At 51.4% G+C, this 19,836-nt stretch carries 19 protein-coding genes and 5 tRNA genes; 3 read left to right on the forward strand and 21 right to left on the reverse strand.

The window, feature by feature from the left end:
• Positions 1 to 3 precede the first annotated feature (3 nt).
• The 3 genes from ACO7SM_RS14990 to aroG all read right to left on the reverse strand — a co-directional run bounded on the left by ACO7SM_RS14990 (position 4) and on the right by aroG (position 3,067).
• Positions 4 to 780: an ABC transporter ATP-binding protein gene (locus ACO7SM_RS14990; RefSeq protein WP_490468206.1), complete on the reverse strand. Its 777-nt coding sequence runs from the start codon at positions 778 to 780 to the stop codon at positions 4 to 6.
• A complete protein-coding gene (locus ACO7SM_RS14995) occupies positions 777 to 1,844 on the reverse strand; it encodes a FecCD family ABC transporter permease (RefSeq protein WP_490468207.1) in 1,068 nt (355 codons plus the stop codon). Before ACO7SM_RS14995 ends, ACO7SM_RS14990 begins: the two co-directional genes overlap by 4 nt.
• Positions 1,845 to 2,014: 170 nt before the next feature.
• The gene (gene aroG / locus ACO7SM_RS15000; protein WP_490468208.1) at positions 2,015 to 3,067 is read right to left on the reverse strand and encodes a 3-deoxy-7-phosphoheptulonate synthase AroG; all 1,053 of its coding nucleotides are present in this window, start codon (positions 3,065 to 3,067) and stop codon (positions 2,015 to 2,017) included.
• 373 nt (positions 3,068 to 3,440) lie between these two features.
• Between aroG and zitB the strand changes: the two genes are divergently transcribed.
• Entirely contained in the window at positions 3,441 to 4,382 is a 942-nt protein-coding gene (gene zitB / locus ACO7SM_RS15005; RefSeq protein ID WP_490468209.1) for a CDF family zinc transporter ZitB, read from the forward strand.
• Here the strand turns inward: zitB and pnuC are convergent.
• The 18 genes from pnuC to cydA all read right to left on the reverse strand — a co-directional run bounded on the left by pnuC (position 4,379) and on the right by cydA (position 16,389).
• Complete coding sequence (gene pnuC, locus ACO7SM_RS15010) at positions 4,379 to 5,098, reverse strand: nicotinamide riboside transporter PnuC (RefSeq protein WP_490468210.1); 720 nt, start codon at positions 5,096 to 5,098, stop codon at positions 4,379 to 4,381. The genes zitB and pnuC overlap by 4 nt on opposite strands.
• Positions 5,099 to 5,125: 27 nt before the next feature.
• Complete coding sequence (gene nadA / locus ACO7SM_RS15015) at positions 5,126 to 6,169, reverse strand: quinolinate synthase NadA (protein ID WP_490470956.1); 1,044 nt, start codon at positions 6,167 to 6,169, stop codon at positions 5,126 to 5,128.
• Positions 6,170 to 6,543: 374 nt separating this feature from the next.
• Positions 6,544 to 6,619 (reverse strand) — tRNA-Lys (locus ACO7SM_RS15020).
• Positions 6,620 to 6,666: 47 nt separating this feature from the next.
• Positions 6,667 to 6,742, reverse strand: a tRNA-Lys gene (locus tag ACO7SM_RS15025).
• Positions 6,743 to 6,786: 44 nt separating this feature from the next.
• Positions 6,787 to 6,862: transfer RNA gene (locus tag ACO7SM_RS15030), tRNA-Lys, on the reverse strand.
• A gap of 3 nt (positions 6,863 to 6,865) precedes the next feature.
• A tRNA-Val gene (locus ACO7SM_RS15035) sits at positions 6,866 to 6,941 on the reverse strand.
• A gap of 137 nt (positions 6,942 to 7,078) precedes the next feature.
• Positions 7,079 to 7,154: transfer RNA gene (locus ACO7SM_RS15040), tRNA-Lys, on the reverse strand.
• A gap of 164 nt (positions 7,155 to 7,318) precedes the next feature.
• A complete protein-coding gene (cpoB, locus tag ACO7SM_RS15045) occupies positions 7,319 to 8,116 on the reverse strand; it encodes a cell division protein CpoB (RefSeq protein ID WP_490468211.1) in 798 nt (265 codons plus the stop codon).
• A 9-nt stretch (positions 8,117 to 8,125) separates the two neighbouring features.
• Positions 8,126 to 8,647: a peptidoglycan-associated lipoprotein Pal gene (gene pal, locus ACO7SM_RS15050; protein WP_490468212.1), complete on the reverse strand. Its 522-nt coding sequence runs from the start codon at positions 8,645 to 8,647 to the stop codon at positions 8,126 to 8,128.
• Between the two features lie 34 nt (positions 8,648 to 8,681).
• Positions 8,682 to 9,974: a Tol-Pal system beta propeller repeat protein TolB gene (tolB, locus tag ACO7SM_RS15055; protein WP_490468213.1), complete on the reverse strand. Its 1,293-nt coding sequence runs from the start codon at positions 9,972 to 9,974 to the stop codon at positions 8,682 to 8,684.
• 132 nt (positions 9,975 to 10,106) lie between these two features.
• The gene (gene tolA, locus ACO7SM_RS15060; RefSeq protein ID WP_490468214.1) at positions 10,107 to 11,381 is read right to left on the reverse strand and encodes a cell envelope integrity protein TolA; all 1,275 of its coding nucleotides are present in this window, start codon (positions 11,379 to 11,381) and stop codon (positions 10,107 to 10,109) included.
• A gap of 63 nt (positions 11,382 to 11,444) precedes the next feature.
• Positions 11,445 to 11,873, reverse strand: coding sequence for a colicin uptake protein TolR (gene tolR, locus ACO7SM_RS15065; RefSeq protein ID WP_192611607.1), 429 nt, complete (start codon positions 11,871 to 11,873; stop codon positions 11,445 to 11,447).
• Between the two features lie 3 nt (positions 11,874 to 11,876).
• Positions 11,877 to 12,569: a Tol-Pal system protein TolQ gene (gene tolQ / locus ACO7SM_RS15070; protein ID WP_490468215.1), complete on the reverse strand. Its 693-nt coding sequence runs from the start codon at positions 12,567 to 12,569 to the stop codon at positions 11,877 to 11,879.
• A complete protein-coding gene (ybgC, locus tag ACO7SM_RS15075) occupies positions 12,566 to 12,970 on the reverse strand; it encodes a tol-pal system-associated acyl-CoA thioesterase (protein WP_192611606.1) in 405 nt (134 codons plus the stop codon). Before ybgC ends, tolQ begins: the two co-directional genes overlap by 4 nt.
• Positions 12,971 to 13,244: 274 nt before the next feature.
• Positions 13,245 to 13,538 carry a cyd operon protein YbgE gene (ybgE, locus tag ACO7SM_RS15080; RefSeq protein ID WP_276292369.1) on the reverse strand — a complete coding sequence of 98 codons (294 nt, stop codon included), beginning with the start codon at positions 13,536 to 13,538 and terminating at the stop codon, positions 13,245 to 13,247.
• Positions 13,538 to 13,651, reverse strand: coding sequence for a cytochrome bd-I oxidase subunit CydX (gene cydX, locus ACO7SM_RS15085; protein WP_071828905.1), 114 nt, complete (start codon positions 13,649 to 13,651; stop codon positions 13,538 to 13,540). Before cydX ends, ybgE begins: the two co-directional genes overlap by 1 nt.
• Before the next feature lie 14 nt (positions 13,652 to 13,665).
• A complete protein-coding gene (gene cydB, locus ACO7SM_RS15090) occupies positions 13,666 to 14,805 on the reverse strand; it encodes a cytochrome d ubiquinol oxidase subunit II (RefSeq protein WP_490468216.1) in 1,140 nt (379 codons plus the stop codon).
• A 15-nt stretch (positions 14,806 to 14,820) separates the two neighbouring features.
• On the reverse strand, positions 14,821 to 16,389 hold the full coding sequence (gene cydA, locus ACO7SM_RS15095; RefSeq protein ID WP_490470957.1) for a cytochrome ubiquinol oxidase subunit I: 1,569 nt from the start codon (positions 16,387 to 16,389) through the stop codon (positions 14,821 to 14,823).
• 1,606 nt (positions 16,390 to 17,995) lie between these two features.
• On the opposite strand from cydA, the gene glmS reads away from it, so the two are divergent.
• A complete protein-coding gene (gene glmS / locus ACO7SM_RS15100) occupies positions 17,996 to 18,445 on the forward strand; it encodes a methylaspartate mutase subunit S (RefSeq protein WP_490468217.1) in 450 nt (149 codons plus the stop codon).
• A complete protein-coding gene (glmL, locus tag ACO7SM_RS15105) occupies positions 18,445 to 19,833 on the forward strand; it encodes a methylaspartate mutase accessory protein GlmL (RefSeq protein WP_490468218.1) in 1,389 nt (462 codons plus the stop codon). Before glmS ends, glmL begins: the two co-directional genes overlap by 1 nt.
• Positions 19,834 to 19,836 lie beyond the last annotated feature (3 nt).

The raw sequence follows: 19,836 nt of genomic DNA on the forward strand, positions 1-19,836 counted from the left end.
TGCTTATACCCCGATAACCCCATCCAGTATCACCTGCGCCTTTCCCCGCGAACAGCGTTCCACGCGCCCACGGACGTTGTACACCTGCGCCAGACGTTCTGCGGTGATCACCGCGTGCGGCGCGCCACTCGCCACCAGTTTGCCATCCTTGAGCATCACAATATGGTCGCCGAAGCGTAATGCCATATTCATATCGTGTACCACCACCAGCGTCACCAGTTGCCGCGTTCGCGTCTCCTGAGCAATCCGTTCCATAACGTGCAGCTGATAATTTAAATCCAGCGCGCTGAGCGGCTCGTCCAGCAGCAGAAGTTCAGGTCGGCGGATCAGTGATTGCGCCAGCCCGACCAACTGCCGCTGACCGCCGGAGAGCCTGTCGAGATAATGCAGCGCGAGATGTGAAATGCCCAAATGTTCAAGTAGCGCCATTACCTGCGCCTGATCCTGCGAAGCGTTATTTCCGCCCGTTGCGCGTTGCGCCACCACCACCGACTCCAGCACCTGCAAATGCACGCCCTGCGGTAATGACTGGGGTAAGAACACCACCTTTTGCGCACGCCGGGCAAACGGCAGCGACATCAGGTTTTCATCACCCAGAAACACGTCTCCGTTGGCTTTCGTTAAGCCCGCCAGCGCACGTAACAAGGTCGACTTCCCACAGCCGTTTGGCCCCAGCAACACCGTGATTTTACCGCGCGGGAGTTCAGGAATACTCAGATTACCCATCACAGGGTGATTCGGATAACCGGCATACAGCCCCTTAATCATCAGCCCGCTCATAATCCGCTTCCCCGGTGGCGAAGAATGATGCTCAGGAAAAACGGTACGCCCACCAGTGAAGTGACAATCCCCACCGGGATGATAACGCCAGGCACTATGTTTTTGGAGGCGACCGACGCCAGAGAAAGCACAAGCCCGCCGGTCAACACGCTGCCTGGTAGATAAAAACGGTGATCTTCCCCAAACAGCATTCGCGCAATATGCGGCGCTACCAGGCCGATAAAACCGATCGGCCCAACAAACGCCACCGAAAGCGCCGAGAGCAGACTGATGCGTAATAACGCGGCCAGTCGCAAACGCCGGACATCAATGCCGAAGCTCATCGCCCTCTCTTCTCCCAGCCGCAATGCCGTCAGTTGCCAGGCACTGCGCATTGACCAGCACGAGACAACGACGAAAACCACCGCCAGCACGCCAAGTTTTTCCCATGAGGCGCGGGTCAGACTGCCCATCGTCCAGAAGACCAGTCCCTGCAACGTATCTTCATCCGCCACAAACTGCAGCATTGAAACCAGCGCATTGAAGGTAAACACCAGCGCAATACCGAACAGCACAACGCCCGACGTCGCTACACGCGTCCAGCGGGTAATGCCATCCAGTAACAACGCGGAAAGCAAGGCAAACGCAAACGCATTGGCGGGGATAAACCAGGCCGCCGGAATACCCGGGATCCCGATGCCCAGCACAATCGCCAGCGCCGCACCAAACGCCGCCGCAGACGAAACGCCAAGTGTAAAAGGGCTCGCCAGCGAGTTATTTAAAATGGTCTGCATTTCGGCGCCCGCCAGCCCAAGCGCCATTCCGATCAGCAGCGCCATCAGCGCATACGGTAAGCGGATATCCCAGACAATCACGCGAACCCCGGCATTCGCGCTCGCAGGATGCAGCAGCGTTTTCCAGAGTTCCGTGAACGGTAAACCCGACGCGCCAAGGGTTGAATCGAGCACCAACGAAGCCAGAATTGCCAGAGTAATCACCAGCGCCAGCAGTAAGCGTTGACGCACAACCTGCCGGTAGAGGCGCAGAATGGCGTTTGGGGAAGTGACATTAGCGGAGAGCGACATAGTATTTCATCAGGGTGCATATCTGTCTGCGGGCAGATCTTTTTCTTACGGGGTCGGAAGCGTGATTATACCGTACTTAGCCATCGTTATATAATTTTTTATATTCCGTAAAAAAGAGACAAAAAAGCCGACTGCAAAAGTCGGCTCTGAATCTGGGGCAAATAAGCGGATTATCCGCGGCGTGCTTTAACCGCATTCGACAACTTACGCAGCAGCATGTCGGTATCTTCCCAACCAATGCAGGCATCGGTAATGCTTTTACCGTAGGTCAGCGGTTCACCGCCTTCCAGGTTTTGATTCCCTTCGACCAGATGGCTCTCTACCATCACGCCAATAATCGCTTTTTCTCCACCAGCAACTTGCTGACAGACATCCGCGCAGACGTCCATCTGCTTTTTGAACTGTTTGCTGGAATTCGCGTGGCTAAAATCGATCATCACCTGCGAAGGCAGCCCGGCTTTCCCAAGCCCCTCTTTCACGACAGCGACGTGCTGCGCGCTGTAGTTCGGTTCTTTCCCGCCGCGCAGAATGATATGGCAGTCGCCATTTCCGCTGGTATTCACAATCGCGGAGTGACCCCATTTGGTGACGGAGAGGAAGCAGTGCGGCGCCCCTGCGGCATTGATAGCGTCAATGGCGACCTTGATCGTGCCATCGGTGCCATTTTTGAATCCTACCGGGCAGGAAAGTCCAGAAGCCAGCTCGCGGTGAACCTGCGATTCGGTAGTACGCGCCCCAATGGCGCCCCAGCTCATCAGGTCGGCAAGGTATTGTGGGGTGATCATATCGAGGAACTCACCGGCAGCCGGCAAACCGCTATCATTGATATCCAGCAATAACTTGCGGGCAATACGCAGACCGTCGTTGATCTGGAAACTGTTATCCATGTGCGGATCGTTGATCAACCCTTTCCAGCCCACGGTGGTGCGCGGTTTTTCAAAATACACGCGCATGACGATCTCTAGATCGTCTTTTAATTCTTCACGCAACGCCAGCAGGCGAGCCGCATACTCTTTGGCCGCCGCCGGATCATGAATTGAACACGGCCCAATCACCACCAGCAGGCGATCGTCATTGCCTTTCAGAATTTTATGAATCGCTTTACGGGCATGCGCTACCGTGTTGGCGGCGTTTTCAGTAGCGGGGAATTTTTCCAGGAGTGCGACCGGCGGTAATAACTCGTTGATCTCTTTAATGCGTAAATCGTCGTTCTGATAATTCATGATTATTCCAGCGTAGCCATACTTATATAAATGAATGCAATCCCTCCAATCTATATCTTCATCCCGAAAGTGTAAACTGGGTTTTACAGTTTGCATGGATTAATCCTGAAATCAGTTTAAAAACGCCATAAAGTAGCGAAAAACGAGATCCAGCCTGCAATTTTCAACTTAAATTACGCTTATCAAAATTATTTTCCAGATTCTGTGCTGCGCTAAATCGGCTTTCCGCAGTGGTTAGCGCCCTTCTGCTGAGTCGCCAAAACCTGAAAATTTGGCTGATACCGGGAGAGCAAAAGCTCTCCTTTTTATTTTGTCAGTCAAAAATCCGTATGATGTCATACAGTAATGATGAGAATAACAAAGGGATGGCACTATGGCGCACTCACATACTCATACTTCACCTCACCTGCCGGAAGATAAAAATGCCCGCCGGTTGCTGTTCGCGTTTTGTGTCACTGCCGGATTTATGTTGGTTGAGGTGGTGGGCGGAATACTCTCCGGCTCGCTGGCACTGTTGGCGGATGCGGGCCACATGCTTACCGACGCCGCCGCCCTGCTCTTTGCACTGCTGGCCGTACAGTTTTCCCGACGACCGCCCACAATCCGCCATACCTTCGGCTGGCTAAGACTCACGACACTGGCGGCGTTTGTGAATGCCATCGCGCTGGTGGTGATCACCATTTTGATTGTCTGGGAGGCCATAGAACGTTTCTACACACCGCAACCCGTTGCAGGTGGCATGATGATGGTCATCGCCGTCGCCGGACTGATGGCCAATGTGCTCTCGTTCTGGATACTGCACCGCGGCAGTGAAGAAAAAAATCTCAACGTCAGGGCTGCGGCCCTGCATGTGATGGGAGACTTGCTGGGATCGGTCGGGGCGATCATCGCTGCGCTGATTATCATCTGGACGGGCTGGACGCCTGCCGACCCGATCCTCTCGATTCTGGTTTCCCTGCTGGTACTAAGAAGCGCATGGCGTTTGTTGAAAGATAGCGTCAACGAACTGCTGGAAGGCGCGCCGGTTTCCCTGGATATTGCCGCATTACAGCGCCATCTCAGCAGGGATATCCCGGAAGTGCGTAATGTGCACCATGTGCATGTCTGGATGGTCGGCGAGAAGCCGGTGATGACGATGCATGTGCAGGTGATCCCACCGCACGATCATGATGCGTTGCTGGAACGTATCCAACATTTTCTGATCCATCATTACCAGATTGAACACGCCACCATACAGTTAGAGTATCAACCCTGTAACGGCCCGGATTGCCAACTGAACCAGAGGCAATCCGGGCATATACATCACCACCATTAATGGGAAAGTGCGCGTGAGCCGCGTTCGCGCGCGCTGTTGATCCACATCCGACTGCCGTTCAGGGCAATAAACGTCAGGATCAGGTATTCCAGCGACATCGCGTAAACGCCCTGTAGCGCGAAAATCACGACACTGATGACGTTGATGACCACCCACAAGAGCCAGTTTTCAACGTATTTGCGCGTCATCAGGATCATCGCCACAATCGACAGCACCATCATGCAGGAATCCCAGAAGGGGAAGGCGTCAGGCTGTAGCTCAGGCGCAGTGACCTGCAACCCGAGCGTCTGCATAATATTCACCGCAATTTTTGTCAGGAAAGCGAATACCGGGTCGATGAATGCCGTCATCAGACCGATGGCGACCACGCAGACAGCCAGCCAGCTCAGCGCTTTTGGCAACGGCAGCCAGCGAATTTTCAGTTCCGCTTCATGTTGACTTGTTTGCCGGGACCAGGCATACCAGCCATAGATATTAGCGGCAAAGAAAAAGACCTGTAACAGCAGGCTGGCATAGAGTTGGATCTGAAAAAAGATAATGGCGAACAACGTCACGTTAATCAGACCAAAAAAGTAATTGCTGATCTTCTCCAGACTCGCCAGGCCAATACACAATAAACCGGCGACAGTTCCCACAGCCTCAATCCACGACAGATCGTAACCCCCCGCGCCGATTGGGATATGAACCAGAATGTTCTGCGTGCTAAAAAAATCCATCTTTTCCCCCAGAGCAAAACGTCATGATTAAGCTCGTAGTGTAGCCGCAAATTCCAGCATGCGGTTTAACGGCACTAAAGCGCCTTCTCGCAGCGTTTCATCAACATGGATTTCATGAGACGCTCCGCCTTGTTCCAGGCCTTCAGCAATCGCTTTAAGGCCGTTCATCGCCATCCACGGACAATGAGCGCAACTACGACAGGTTGCACCTTCTCCCGCCGTCGGCGCTTCGAGCAGCTCTTTCTCAGGAACCGCCTGCTGCATTTTGTAGAAAATACCCCGGTCGGTCGCCACAATCAGTTGCTGATGCGGCAACGTTTTCGCCGCTGTGATGAGCTGACTGGTTGACCCCACCGCATCGGCCATATCAACGATCGATTGCGGTGACTCAGGATGTACCAGCACGGCGGCATTGGGATAAAGTCCCTTCATGCGGGTTAAGGCCTGGGTTTTAAACTCATCGTGCACGATACAGGCGCCCTGCCAGCATAGCACGTCGGCACCGGTCTGTTTCTGCACGTAATTCCCCAGATGGCGATCCGGCGCCCAGATGATTTTTTCACCTAAACTATCAAGATGCTCAATAAGTTCAACGGCGATGCTGGAGGTCACCACCCAGTCTGCCCGCGCTTTTACCGCGGCTGACGTGTTGGCATAGACCACCACGGTACGATCCGGATGCGCGTCGCAAAACGCGTTGAATGCATCGATCGGGCATCCCAGATCCAGTGAGCATTCCGCCTGCAGAGTCGGCATCAGAATGGTTTTTTCCGGGCTGAGGATTTTGGCGGTTTCCCCCATAAAACGAACCCCAGCAACCAGAAGGGTTGACGCGGAGTGTTTCGCGCCAAAGCGTGCCATCTCAAGCGAATCCGAGATACAGCCGCCGGTTTCTTCAGCCAGTTGCTGGATTTCCGGGTCGGTATAATAGTGAGCGACCATCACAGCATCCCGCTCTTTCAGCAGACGTTTGATTTTCTCACGGTAGAATTGTTTTTCATCCACACTCAGCGGCGCTGGCTTCGGTGGAAACGGATAGATTGCAGCTTCTGGATCAAACATCACGCTCATCATGCTTTCTCGTTTTACTGGCTTAACGAAATTGCCGGTCATTAGCGCACTACGCGCATTAATCGGGCATAAGTGTTTTATATGCTAAACAAGATAGAGGATTGGCGTAAAAAAGTCACAAGAATTGCGTTTTTTGATGATGCCGGATGGCGACTAACGTCTTATCCGGCCTACCGGTTCGAATCGCCTGAATCGCAGATAGCAAAAAGGCGCCGCCAGCGCCCTCTTTTACACTGGTGGGGCGTGCAGGATGACTCGCTTCGCTCGCCCTTCGGGCCAACGCTGGCGCGTTGTTCAAAATTGTTCCCGACAATTTTGTCTAATCGGCTAAATCGCAGATAGCAAAAAGGCGCCTTTAGGGCGCCTTTTTACACTGGTGGGGCGTGCAGGATTCGAACCTGCGACCAATTGATTAAAAGTCAACTGCTCTACCAACTGAGCTAACGCCCCCTTATGGGGTTTACTGCTTTATTCTTTTCAGGAACCCACCTTAATATTGGTGGGGCGTGCAGGATTCGAACCTGCGACCAATTGATTAAAAGTCAACTGCTCTACCAACTGAGCTAACGCCCCATTTGGGTGTTACCTGAAAATTTTACTCGGAACCACCAAATAATTGGTGGGGCGTGCAGGATTCGAACCTGCGACCAATTGATTAAAAGTCAACTGCTCTACCAACTGAGCTAACGCCCCGAGTGGTGGGTGATGACGGGATCGAACCGCCGACCCCCTCCTTGTAAGGGAGGTGCTCTCCCAGCTGAGCTAATCACCCGATACTACGCTGGATACTGCTTACTAACTGATTTAGTGGTGGGTCGTGCAGGATGACTCGGCTTCGCCTCGCCCTACGGGCCGTTGCTAACGCAACGTTATCCTTCACGTTTTACTACCACAATCTACTTAAGTTAGTGGTGGGTCGTGCAGGATTCGAACCTGCGACCAATTGATTAAAAGTCAACTGCTCTACCAACTGAGCTAACGACCCACTTTTGCGTTGCTTTTGGTTTGTTTGATATCCCGTGGCAACGGCGGCATATATTACTGATTTCAGATTTCAGCGCAACAAAAATTTCGATATAGATCACTCAACTGCTTATGAATCACACGACACGACCAGAAATAACGCGATTTCTGGTCGCATGGTGTGCATTACATTGCGCTGAGACGTTTTTGCGCTTGTTTTGCGCCATCGGTACCAGGGTATTTCGTGATGACCTGCTGGTAAACGGCTTTGGCTTTTGCTGTATCGCCTTTGTCCTGCATGATGACGCCGACTTTGAACATCGCATCAGCAGCCTTCGGAGACTTCGGATAGTTTTTCACTACCGAGGCAAAGTAGAACGCGGCATCATCTTTTTTACCCTTGTTGTAATTCAACTGCCCCAGCCAGTAATTGGCGTTCGGCTGGTACGTTGAGTCCGGGTATTGTTTGATGAAGTTCTGAAACGCCACAATCGCGTCGTCCTGACGCGCGTTATCATGCACCAGGGCAATTGCCGCGTTGTAATCCGTATTCGCGTCTCCGCTTGAGGCAGGCGCGCCTGACGTTGCTGCGCCAGCGTCAGCAGCCGGTGCAGGCGTAGTCGTCGTTGCCGCACCACCTTGATCGCCAGCAGCAGGCTGCGCTGCGGCGCTACCGCTGCTCAGACTGTCTATCTGTAACAGGATCTGCTTCTGACGCTCAACAACCTGATTCAGTTGATACTGGCTTTCCTGAATTTGGCCACGCAGGGAATCAATATCAGTCTGATTATCGGAAAGTTGTTGCTGGAGTTGGGTTAAAAGCTGGCTATGAGCATTAGAAATACGCTCGAGTTGAGTGACGCGGTCTTCGACCGAGCCAGAGCCGACACTACTGATTGGCGCCTGAGCAAAAGCGGCCCAGGGGGCCGCTATGCCAACCAGTAACGACAGACTCAACAGGTGATGTCTGAAGTTACTGCTCATGTCATTCTCTTAGTAAACCAGTACGGCACGACGGTTTTTGGAGTAAGCCGCTTCGTCATGACCCAGTACTGCAGGTTTTTCTTTACCGTAAGAAACGATGGAGATCTGGTCAGCAGAAACGCCTTTACCCTGCAGGTACATTTTAACAGCGTTAGCACGACGTTCACCCAGGGAGATGTTGTACTCAGGAGTACCACGTTCGTCCGCGTGACCTTCTACGGTGACTTTGTAAGACGGGTTGCTACGCAGGAAGTTGGCGTGCGCATCCAGCATTGCAGCGAAATCAGAACGGATATCGTACTTGTCCAGATCGAAGTAAACGATGTTGTTCTGCTGCAGCTGTTGCATCTGCAGACGCGCTTGCTCTTCAGAGGACATGTTGCCGCTGCCATTAGAAGCATCCATACCAGTGCCAGCGCCCATCATGCCTTCGCTGCCGTCATTGCTGGCGTTCTTGTTAGAAGAACATGCCGCGATTGCCATAACAGGCAGAGCGATCATCAGCCCCTTCAGCACTTTGTTCAGTTGCATTTCAATGATTCCTTTATTAATCAATTATTTATTATCACAGATACGGCGACCAGGCAGGGAATTTAACCTGACCATCAGTTGCCGGAAGACGCGCCTTGAAACGCCCATCTGTAGAAACCAAATTCAGCACGGATCCCATCCCCTGAGAAGAGCTGTAGATTACCATAGTGCCGTTAGGTGCCAGACTTGGCGTTTCATCCAGGAACGTTGACGACAGAACTTGTACGCCACCCGCTACCAGATCTTGTTTGGCAATGTGTTGTTGCCCACTATTTGAGCTTACCATTACCATAAATTTGCCGTCACTGCTCACATCAGAATCCTGGTTTTGCGATCCTTCCCAGGTAATACGTTGCGGAGCACCGCCGTTGACATTGACTTTATACACCTGCGGACGACCGGCCTGGTCTGAGGTAAATGCCAGATTCTGGCTGTCCGGGAACCAGGTCGGTTCAGTGTTGTTGCTGCGACCGTCCGTCACCTGGCGGATCTGGCCGGAACCAATGTCCATCACATACAGGTTCAGACTACCGGTTTTAGACAAGGCAAACGCCAGTTTGCTGCCGTCCGGGGAGAATGCTGGCGCACCGTTGTGACGCGGGAAAGAAGCCACCTGACGAACCGCGCCGTTAGACAGCGTCTGGATGACCAGCGCAGAACGGCCGCTTTCAAAGGTCACGTAGGCCAGTTTGGAACCGTCCGGAGACCATGCAGGAGACATCAGCGGCTGCGGAGAACGGTGAACCACAAACTGGTTGTAGCCATCGTAGTCAGACACGCGCAGCTCGTACGGGAACTGACCTCCATTGGTCTGAACCACATACGCGATACGGGTGCGGAACGCGCCCTTAATACCGGTCAGTTTTTCAAACACTTCGTCACTTGCAGTATGACCCGCATAACGCAGCCACTGCTTGTTCACTTTGTAAGAGTTCTGAGCCAGAACGGTACCCGGCGCACCACCGGTGTCAACCAGTTGATACGCAACATTGTAGGAACCGTCCGGATTCGGCGTTACCTGGCCGACCACGACGGCGTCAATGCCCAGAGCAGACCATGCCGCAGGCTGAACTTCCTGAGCGGTACCCGGCTGCTGAGGCAGACGAGCACGGTCTAGCGGATTAAATTTACCGCTGTTGCGCAGGTCAGCACCCACGATACCACCGATATCTTCAGGAGCTGCGCCCGGCCCCGCCCACTGGAACGGAACCACGCCAATAGGACGACCGGAATCTACACCACTGTCGATCACAATGCGGACTTCAGCGTGCAGAACCGACGCCCACAGTATGAGAAAACCAAATGCTACTCGTAATGCCTGCTTCATCATATCTCCCTTATCTGGACAGATAGCCCACGATAATTTAGCAGAATGTTAACAAACTCAAATACACAAAACTACCAGAACCCAGCGACAACCGGTGCCTGATGTTGACCGATGTGACGGCCAACATCGCGATTACGGTTTGAAGTCCAATGGTGCGTTTTTGAACACTTCATATACTGCCTGGCTTGGCGGTTTCGGGATCTTCGCAAGTTTAGCTGCGGCAAGCGCAGCCTGACAAAGCGCGGGATCGCCACCTTCAGACTGAATATCCAGTAACATACCGTCGGAAGCCAGTTTTATGCGCAGCGTACAGGTTTTCCCTGCATAGGACGAGGCGTCATAAAACTTACTCTCAATGGCAGTTTTAATCTGCCCGGCATAGTTACTGATATCCGCACCTGATGCGCCATTATTTTTAGTATTACCACTTCCGGCAGGGGAAGCATTGCTGCCTTTCGCCCCGCCGCCGGATTTCGGCGCATTCTTACCAGAGCTTAAATCGCCCAGCAGATCGTCGACACCGGAAGCTGCTGCAGCTTTTTCAGCCGCCGCTTTTTTAGCGGCAGCGGCCTTATCTGCTGCGGCTTTCTTATCGGCTGCCGCTTTTTTATCGGCAGCAGCCTTTTCAGCAGCGGCTTTTTTGTCCGCTGCGGCTTTATCTGCAGCCGCTTTCTTATCGGCTGCGGCTTTTTCGGCAGCGGCAGCTTTCGCAGCAGCCGCTTTTTCAGCTTTCTCTGCGGCGGCCTTCTCTGCCTGTGCTTGCTTCGCAGCTTCTGCCTGCGCTTTTTTCACAGCTTCAGCGGCAGCCTTAGCCGCCATCACTTCGGCGACTTTCTTCGCATCAGCAGCAGCTTTTGCGGCGGCGTCAGCCTCCGCTTTTTTCTGTGCGTCTGCGGCCGCTTTCTTCGCTGCTTCTGCGGCTTGTTTCGCCTGAGCATCCGCCTTGGCCTTCGCGTCAGCAGCCGCTTTCGCCGCCGCTTCCTCAGCCTGCTTCTGTTGCTCCTGCGCTTTTGCCGCTGCGGCTTCAGCCTGTTTTTGCTGCTCCGTCTGCTCACGCACTTTTTCCTGCGCAGCTAAACGTTCTTTCTCTAGTTGCTTCAAACGCTCTTGTTCAGCAGCCTGCTTCTCACGAAGCTCCTCGGCTTGCTGCTGCGCTTGTTTTTCACGCTGTTGCTCAGCACGCTTCGCACTCGCCTGTTGTTGCTGCTGACGATCGTACTGTTGAACAATAGCGCCAGGATCAACCATGACGGCGTCAATGGAAGATCCACCGCCGCCCCCGGCTGAAGCCTCAATGTTCTCATCGAACGAACTCCAGATCAGTACTGCAAATAAAATGACATGCAGCACCGCTGAAATAATTATCGCCCGTTTGAGCTTGTCGTTTTGTTCGGTTGCCTTTGACACTCTCGGTTCCCAAAAACTGTTCGTCTGTTACTCGCTATATTGCAAGCCAGAGGGACGCAGACTTCAGATTGGCTGCGTCATTAAGCCAACCGATTTCACGCCCGCACTGTGTAACAAGTTCAGCGCTTTAATTATTTCATCGTAAGGCACATCTTTCGCGCCACCGATTAAGAAGACCGTTTTCGGATTGGACTCCAGGCGACTTTTCGCCTCGGCAATAACCTGTTCTGGCGGTAACTGATCCATACGATCTTTTTCAACCACCACGCTGTATTGCCCAATACCGGAAACTTCAATAATGACCGGAGGCTCGTCATTGCTGCTAACGGCCTGCGACTCGGTCGCATCCGGCAGATCGACTTCCACACTCTGGGTAATGATGGGTGCTGTCGCCATAAAGATCAGCAGCAGCACCAGCAGAACGTCGAGCAACGGTACAATATTGATTTCGGACTTAAGTTCGCGACGACCTCGTCCACGCGTTCTGGCCATGGCTTACCCCTTGTTGCTTTCGCTACTGGTAAATGCCTGGCGGTGCAGGATCGCGGTGAACTCTTCCATAAAGTTGTCGTAATTCAGTTCCAGCTTGTTCACGCGCTGATTCAGGCGGTTGTAAGCCATAACGGCAGGAATTGCAGCAAACAGACCGATGGCCGTTGCAATCAATGCTTCCGCGATACCTGGCGCAACCATCTGCAGGGTAGCCTGTTTTACCGCACCCAGTGCGATAAATGCGTGCATAATCCCCCAGACCGTACCAAACAGACCGATATACGGACTGATAGACCCAACCGTACCGAGGAAGGGAATATGCGTCTCTAATGTTTCGAGCTCACGGTTCATTGAGATACGCATCGCACGGGATGCCCCTTCAACCACCGCTTCTGGCGCATGATTGTTCGCACGATGTAGCCGCACAAACTCTTTGAATCCGCTGTAGAAGATTTGCTCTGAACCGGCCAGGGTATCACGGCGCCCCTGACTTTCCTGGTACAGGCGAGACAGTTCGATTCCGGACCAGAACTTATCTTCGAACGCTTCAGCTTCACGCCCTGCCGCGTTAAGAATACGAGTTCGCTGGATAATGATAGCCCAGGATGCGATCGAAAAACCAATCAAAATCAACATGATAAGTTTAACCAGAAGGCTGGCCTTCAGGAACAAATCAAGGATATTCATGTCAGTCACTGCTTAAACTCCGCGACAATAGACTTGGGAAGCGCACGAGGCTTCATTTTGAGTGGGTCAACGCAAACTATCAGAACTTCTGCTTCATTCAGCACGGTGTTCTCTGCGTTGACAATGCGTTGCGTGAATACCAAAGAGGTGCCACGCATTGACGTAATTTCTGTTTGGATTTCGAGCATATCGTCAAGTCGCGCTGGCGCAAAATATTCCAGGGTCATTTTGCGAACCACAAAGGCGACTCGTTCAGCCAGCAACACCTGTTGGCTGAAGTGATGATGGCGCAGCATCTCTGTGCGTGCTCTTTCATAAAAAGCGACATAACTGGCGTGGTAAACCACACCACCGGCATCGGTGTCTTCATAGTAGACACGAACCGGCCATCGAAATATATACTTATTCATTCCTGCTGCCTCTTTGTTGGCTCTGTCCACTCACTCCAGCCACTGACTCCAGTCAGCGCCTGGTGATTCGCGCACTTGCCGCCCCGATGCATCGAGAATGCTGTTGTATATAGCGTTGTATTCACTTTACATCCCGGTAATGCAACAAAAGTTAGAGATTTTAAACGTTGCTACTATACGCGCGCTATTGAGGCTTGGGAATGGGGGGAAGTTAAGGGAGAGTAAAAAATTATGGGCTTATGCAAGCCCATAAATATTTAAGGATGTTTCTTATTCAGAAGAAGAAGAAAAACAGACCGGTGATAAGCACAATATCGGCAATCAATGGCGAGAAAAGTCCCTGCCAGTGAACCGCGCGGGGACGGAATCCCACACCGTGAATCACGCCTGCACAGACCGCCCACATCAACAGAAAACCATGCCAGATTTCAAGCTCGCTGGTTTTTGCTGCGAAGCGTGATGGGTCCCAGAATATGCAGCCAGCCAACACGATTGCCAGCACAAAGGAAAGCGCCCGCAAGGGGCGCTTATCCATTACCGCATATAACATCGCGATAATGTTGGTCATCAACTTTCTTCTTGTCCGGCTTTGCCTGCTTCAACGTGCTCAAGCGCCAGCGCTGTGATTATCCCAAATGCACAGGCAAGAAGCGTTCCCAAAATCCATGCGAAATACCACATTTTAAGCTCCTTACTTAGTACAGAGAGTGGCTGTTGCGTTCAATATCTTCTTTGGTGATGCGACCGAACATCTTCCAGTAACACCAGCCGGTGTAGAGCAGAATGATCGGTACAAACACCGCAGCAACCCAGGTCATCAGATTCAATGTTCTCTGGCTGGACGTTGCGTCCCACATCGTCAGACTTGCGTTCATCATCGTGCTGGACGGCATCACAAACGGGAACATTGCGATACCGGCAGTCAGGATGATGCAGGCCAACGTCAGTGAGGAGAAGACGAACGCCCAGGCCCCTTTCTCCATACGAGACGTCAGGATGGTCAACAGCGGCAGAGCCACACCCAGCGCCGGAACCAGCCACAGGATTGGTGCATTGTTAAAGTTCACCATCCATGCGCCCGCTTCCCGAGCCACTTCTTTGATCATCGGGTTAGAGGCGGCGTGGTGATCCAGTGCGGAAGTCACAACATAACCGTCAATACCGTAAATCACCCAGACACCCGCCAGAGCGAAGCAGACCAGAGTAACCAGAGCTGCAACCTGCGACGTTGCACGTGCACGCAGATGGAGTTCACCCACGGTACGCATCTGCAGATAGGTTGCGCCCTGAGTAATGATCATCCCCACGCTCACGATACCTGCCAGCAGACCAAACGGATTCAGCAACTGGAAGAAGTTACCGGTGTAGTACAAACGCATGTACTCATCCATATGGAACGGAACCCCTTGCAGCAGGTTGCCGAATGCCACGCCAATTACCAGCGGTGGAACGAAGCTACCGATGAAGATGCCCCAGTCCCACATGTTGCGCCAGCGCATGTCTTCAATCTTCGAGCGGTAGTCAAAACCGACCGGACGGAAGAACAAGGATGCCAGTACAAGGATCATCGCCACATAGAAACCGGAGAACGCAGCGGCATACACCATCGGCCATGCAGCGAACAATGCGCCACCCGCGGTGATCAGCCAAACCTGGTTACCGTCCCAGTGTGGGGCGATGGAGTTAATCATAATTCGACGCTCGGTATCATTACGACCGAGGAAACGGGTGAGCATGCCCACCCCCATGTCGAAACCATCAGTGACCGCAAAACCAATCAGCAGAATGCCAACCAGCAGCCACCAGATAAAACGCAATACTTCATAATCGATCATTTGACGACTCCTGTCTTAGCGTGCCGGCTGAGAAGTCACAGTGGACTGCTCGTAGTGATAACGACCGGTTTTCAGGCTGCTCGGGCCACGGCGTGCGAACTTGAACATCAGGTACAGTTCAGCCACCAGGAACAGGGTGTACAGGCCGCAAATCAACAGCATCGAGAAGATGAGATCGCCGGCAGTCAGCGAAGAGTTCGCCACGGCTGTCGGTAACACTTCACCAATTGCCCACGGTTGGCGACCATACTCAGCGACGAACCAACCGGACTCAATGGCAATCCACGGCAGCGGAATCGCATACAGCGCCGTGCGCAGCAGCCATTTTTTCTCGCCGATACGGTTGCGAAGAACCGTCCAGAAGGAGACCGCAATAATCGCCAGCATCAGAATGCCGCACGCCACCATGATACGGAACGCGAAATACAGTGGCGCAACGCGAGGTATAGAATCTTTCGTTGCCTGCTGAATTTGCAATTCGGTCGCGTCGGTGACCTTATCGGTATAGCGTTTCAGCAACAGACCGTATCCCAGGTCTTTCTTCATGCTGTTGAACTGGTCGCGAACGGCCTGATCGGTTGAGCCAGCACGCAGTTCTTCCAGCAACTGATACGCTTTCATCCCGTTACGGATACGCTCTTCGTGCTGCACCATCAGGTCTTTCAGACCAATGACCTGCGTATCAACAGAGCGGGTGGCAATGATGCCCAGCGCATAAGGAATTTGAATCGCAAAATGGTTTTCCTGCGCATCCTGGTCCGGAATACCGAACAGCGTGAAGGATGCCGGTGCAGGCTGGGTTTCCCACTCTGCTTCAATAGCCGCGAGTTTGGTTTTCTGCACGTCGCCCATTTCGTAACCGGATTCATCACCCAGAACGATAACAGAGAGAATGGCAGCCATACCGAAGCTGGCAGCGATGGCAAAAGAGCGTTTAGCGAACGCGAAATCACGGCCGCGCAGCATGTAGTAGGAGCTGATACCCAGAACGAACATCGCGCCACAAACATAACCAGAGGCAACAGTGTGAACGAATTTCACCTGTGCAACCGGGTTAAGCACCAGCTCAGAGAAGCTCAGCATCTCCATGCGCATGGTTTCAAAGTTGAAATCCGCTGCAATTGGGTTCTGCATCCAGCCGTTCGCAACCAGAATCCACAACGCGGAAAGGTTTGAACCCAACGCCACCAACCAGGTGACGCACATATGCTGGACTTTACCCAGACGGTCCCAACCAAAGAAGAACAGACCTACAAAGGTAGATTCGAGGAAGAAGGCCATCAGACCTTCGATCGCCAGCGGCGCACCGAAGATATCCCCTACATAGTGAGAATAGTAAGACCAGTTAGTCCCGAACTGGAACTCCATGGTCAGACCGGTTGCCACACCCAGAGCGAAGTTGATCCCAAACAACTTGCCCCAGAACTTGGTCATATCTTTATAAATCTGTTTGCCGGAAAGGACGTAGACCGTTTCCATAATGGCCAGCAAAAACGCCATACCGAGCGTCAGTGGCACAAACAGGAAGTGGTACATCGCGGTCAAGGCAAACTGTAAGCGCGACAGTTCGACTATATCTAACATCATGACTCCTTGCTCATCGCATGAAGACTCCGAGAGTGAACCCCGTTAGAAAGGGTCACACGCATGCCCCAATACAAATTTATTTGCGCACTTTCTTCGTTACTGTTTTGTCGTGAGAGGAAACAGCAACGATGAAAGGTTACAAACATGTTAATAAAAAACTCAAATTGATCCCGCAATTATATTACGCCGCAAAATCCTTACAATAAACAGGTTTTTATTGAGTTAGATTTACGTTTTTCGACAGTGATCAATTTATAGCGAACTTATCACTTTTTCACCAATTTGATCATGGACAATTTATCGCGTTTTAGTGTGCTTTTCCAAGTATTAAACTTTGATTTATATCAAAATCCACAAAATCTGTTAACAATGTATATTACTGGTAACTTCAGTAAATTCAATGTTGCACGCATGTATCGAAATTGAAACGCATGATTACCTAATAGGCATGTACGCATAAAAAAACCGTATTTTAATTAACGTATCAGCGGGGTTAACCCGTTCCCGGACTTAACTTTTTAGCGTAGTCAATTGACGGTTATTTTCCATAGCGGAAATTCATTACAAAAAACAATCACAATAATTTTACTTTTACGCTCATTTTAATTAACACTTACCCGTTATTATTCTGTTAACAACAAATCTGCATCCGGTATCGCTTTTGTCTGATTGCTTGCTATTCATGCAAGTTATTGGTTGAACATCTGTGACTGAGCAGGCAGAAACATCTCTGTTTCACTTCCCCTCCCCCACTGAAGGAACAAATCTGCCCATCCATACATGTTTCCACGCGGTCGATTATCGCTTTGGCAAAAGGAGTCATCGCGTCACAGACCGCTTTCAGAAGAACGATACCGACGCAGGAGACATTCTTCCCTACCCTCCGCCATTTTAATGAACAGCGCAGGTCTTCCTCAGTCGGCGAAGGGAAACCTTTACACGGGCACCTGCCCGACGACGTCGATACCGGAGAACGTCTCCCGTGGAGTCAAAAAATGGCTGAGTAATTAGCGATTGCCGTAATGCGTTTAAAACGGACGATGATAAATTTGCTTTGTTCACTCGCAGAAAACAGCATCAAGTAGTATCTCACGTGATTATTACAATTGGAGAATGATACATGGCTCGCAAATATAAAATCATGTTACTGCAAATAGTATAATCGGTTACAAATCAGATAAAACAAATTATTATCATTTTTATCTTTTTATTAACAACCATAAAAATACCTAACGTCTTATCCTATTATATTCCGTTACGCAGTTCACAATTTCATCTTTATCCTTATTTAAGCAACAAAATAACCTCATTCACAGTAAATAAGATTTCGATCACAAAGATGACATCCGCCTTAATTAGTGGTTTTTGTAATTAAATAAAAATCACATTGAAAAAACAAACATAACATACTGATATAAAACACTTTATTTAATAACGAAATTCTAAACAATCGTTTTCAGAAGGATATTTTGAAAATAGATCAATTGCTTCATTTTAAGCTTAAACAGACACTCCTGGGCTATTAACAGGTTACGACAACCTGCGTTCTAAATATTAAAAACGAATCTTACTTTTTTACCAACAGCCCTACAGAGGATTACTCATGAAAAAATCTACACTTGTTATTGGCGTCATTGGTGCTGACTGCCATGCGGTAGGCAATAAAGTTTTGGATCGCGTTTTTACTAACCATGATTTTCGTGTAATCAATCTGGGGGTGATGGTAAGCCAGGATGAATATATCGATGCTGCGATCGAAACCGGTGCAGATGCAATTGTGGTGTCATCTATTTACGGTCACGGCGATATCGACTGCCTCGGTTTACGTGAGCGCTGCATCGAACGTGGCATCGGCGAAATTCTGCTCTATGTCGGCGGTAACCTGGTCGTCGGTAAGCACGATTTCTCCGAAGTAGAAGCGAAATTTAAAGATATGGGCTTTAACCGTGTCTTCGCACCAAGCCACGATCTGGAAGATGTCTGCCAACTGATCACCAATGATATTCAACAGCGCAGTGGTGTTGAACAACGTTGTCTCGAAGAGGCTATCTGATGCAAACAGTCTCTGTCGATATCGGATCGACGTGGACCAAGGCCGCCCTCTTCGATTACGAAGGGGACGCGTTAACCCTGGTAAACCACGTCCTGACGCCAACCACCACGCATCATCTGGCAGAAGGTTTTTTTGCCAGCCTGAATCAGGTGCTAAATGTTACCGATGCTCGCCCGTTACTGAAAAGTGGTGAAGTGCAGTTGAAGTATTCCTCATCGGCCAAAGGTGGACTCGCCGTTGCCGCAATGGGGCTTGTACCGTCTATTACGCTGGAATCAGCGAAAGTCACCGCACACTCTGCGGGGGCAAAAATCGCGCAGTATTACTCGTACAAACTCAACCGGCATGACATCCAGGCACTGGAATCGTCGCCGCCGGACATCCTGCTGTTTTCTGGCGGCACGGATGGTGGCGAAGAAAGCTACGGCCTGGCAAATGCGCGTGCGCTGGCTGAGTCGAATGTTAACTGCGCCATTATTTACGCCGGAAACCGGGATATTCAGGACGAAGTACAATCTATTTTGGCGCAGAAGGATCTGACCATCGTAGACAACATTCTGCCAGATCTCGATCACCCGAATCCGTATGCCGCCCGTCAGGCCATTTGCGATCTGTTTTTATCACGCATCGTGAAAGGCAAAGGACTGGACGTCATTGTGGACGCGACCGGTGAAGAGCCGATGCCAACGCCCTGGACTGTCTTTGAGCTGGTGAAAGCGATAAGCGATTACGACAGCGCGTGGAAAGAGTTCATGTTGATCGACATGGGTGGTGCCACGACGGATGTCTACTCTGCCAGCGCTAACACGCTCTCCCCTGACACCGTACTGCATGGCGTACCGGAACCTTTCGTCAAACGTACCGTTGAAGGCGATCTGGGTATGCGCGTCTCCGCCGTCGTGGTGGGTGAAAGTACCCAGGAAATGGTGAATGTCGTATTTGCACAACAACCGGCACGTCAGGAAGCCTTTTACGGCTATCTGCGTCACCTGGTGGCACACCCGGATTACCTGCCGCACAACGAAGAAGAAAAATACTTCGACACCCTGCTGGCGGGACTCTGTGTAGGTTACGCCACCGAGCGACACGCCGGAACCAAAAAACAGGTCTGTACCTGTGTGGGAAACGTCGACTTACAGATGGGTCGCGATCTCACCACCGTACGCAAAATCGTCGGTTCTGGCGGATGGCTCTCACGCGCCAGCCAGTTCGATATTCACAACTGGCTTAAATACCGGGAACTGGATGACGACGGCAGAAGGATCCTGTTGCCGAATCAGTTCGAATATTACCGCGATTCCCATGGCCTGCTTCCACTACTGGCTAACGTTGCCAGGTTGTACCCGCAAGCCGCTGCTCGCACCAGCATTCAATGTTTAACCCTATAAAAC

The organism is Citrobacter sp. LJND-P06 (genome assembly GCF_058188415.1).

What these genes read in the sequence shown, in the direction of transcription:
- ACO7SM_RS14990 (WP_490468206.1), bottom strand. Translation starts at nt 780, where the DNA reads ATGAGCGGGCTGATGATTAAGGGGCTGTATGCCGGTTATCCGAATCAC.
- ACO7SM_RS14995 (WP_490468207.1), bottom strand. Translation starts at nt 1,844, where the DNA reads ATGTCGCTCTCCGCTAATGTCACTTCCCCAAACGCCATTCTGCGCCTC.
- aroG (WP_490468208.1), bottom strand. Translation starts at nt 3,067, where the DNA reads ATGAATTATCAGAACGACGATTTACGCATTAAAGAGATCAACGAGTTA.
- zitB (WP_490468209.1), top strand. Translation starts at nt 3,441, where the DNA reads ATGGCGCACTCACATACTCATACTTCACCTCACCTGCCGGAAGATAAA.
- pnuC (WP_490468210.1), bottom strand. Translation starts at nt 5,098, where the DNA reads ATGGATTTTTTTAGCACGCAGAACATTCTGGTTCATATCCCAATCGGC.
- nadA (WP_490470956.1), bottom strand. Translation starts at nt 6,169, where the DNA reads ATGAGCGTGATGTTTGATCCAGAAGCTGCAATCTATCCGTTTCCACCG.
- cpoB (WP_490468211.1), bottom strand. Translation starts at nt 8,116, where the DNA reads ATGAGCAGTAACTTCAGACATCACCTGTTGAGTCTGTCGTTACTGGTT.
- pal (WP_490468212.1), bottom strand. Translation starts at nt 8,647, where the DNA reads ATGCAACTGAACAAAGTGCTGAAGGGGCTGATGATCGCTCTGCCTGTT.
- tolB (WP_490468213.1), bottom strand. Translation starts at nt 9,974, where the DNA reads ATGAAGCAGGCATTACGAGTAGCATTTGGTTTTCTCATACTGTGGGCG.
- tolR (WP_192611607.1), bottom strand. Translation starts at nt 11,873, where the DNA reads ATGGCCAGAACGCGTGGACGAGGTCGTCGCGAACTTAAGTCCGAAATC.
- ybgC (WP_192611606.1), bottom strand. Translation starts at nt 12,970, where the DNA reads ATGAATAAGTATATATTTCGATGGCCGGTTCGTGTCTACTATGAAGAC.
- ybgE (WP_276292369.1), bottom strand. Translation starts at nt 13,538, where the DNA reads ATGACCAACATTATCGCGATGTTATATGCGGTAATGGATAAGCGCCCC.
- cydX (WP_071828905.1), bottom strand. Translation starts at nt 13,651, where the DNA reads ATGTGGTATTTCGCATGGATTTTGGGAACGCTTCTTGCCTGTGCATTT.
- cydB (WP_490468216.1), bottom strand. Translation starts at nt 14,805, where the DNA reads ATGATCGATTATGAAGTATTGCGTTTTATCTGGTGGCTGCTGGTTGGC.
- cydA (WP_490470957.1), bottom strand. Translation starts at nt 16,389, where the DNA reads ATGTTAGATATAGTCGAACTGTCGCGCTTACAGTTTGCCTTGACCGCG.
- glmS (WP_490468217.1), top strand. Translation starts at nt 17,996, where the DNA reads ATGAAAAAATCTACACTTGTTATTGGCGTCATTGGTGCTGACTGCCAT.
- glmL (WP_490468218.1), top strand. Translation starts at nt 18,445, where the DNA reads ATGCAAACAGTCTCTGTCGATATCGGATCGACGTGGACCAAGGCCGCC.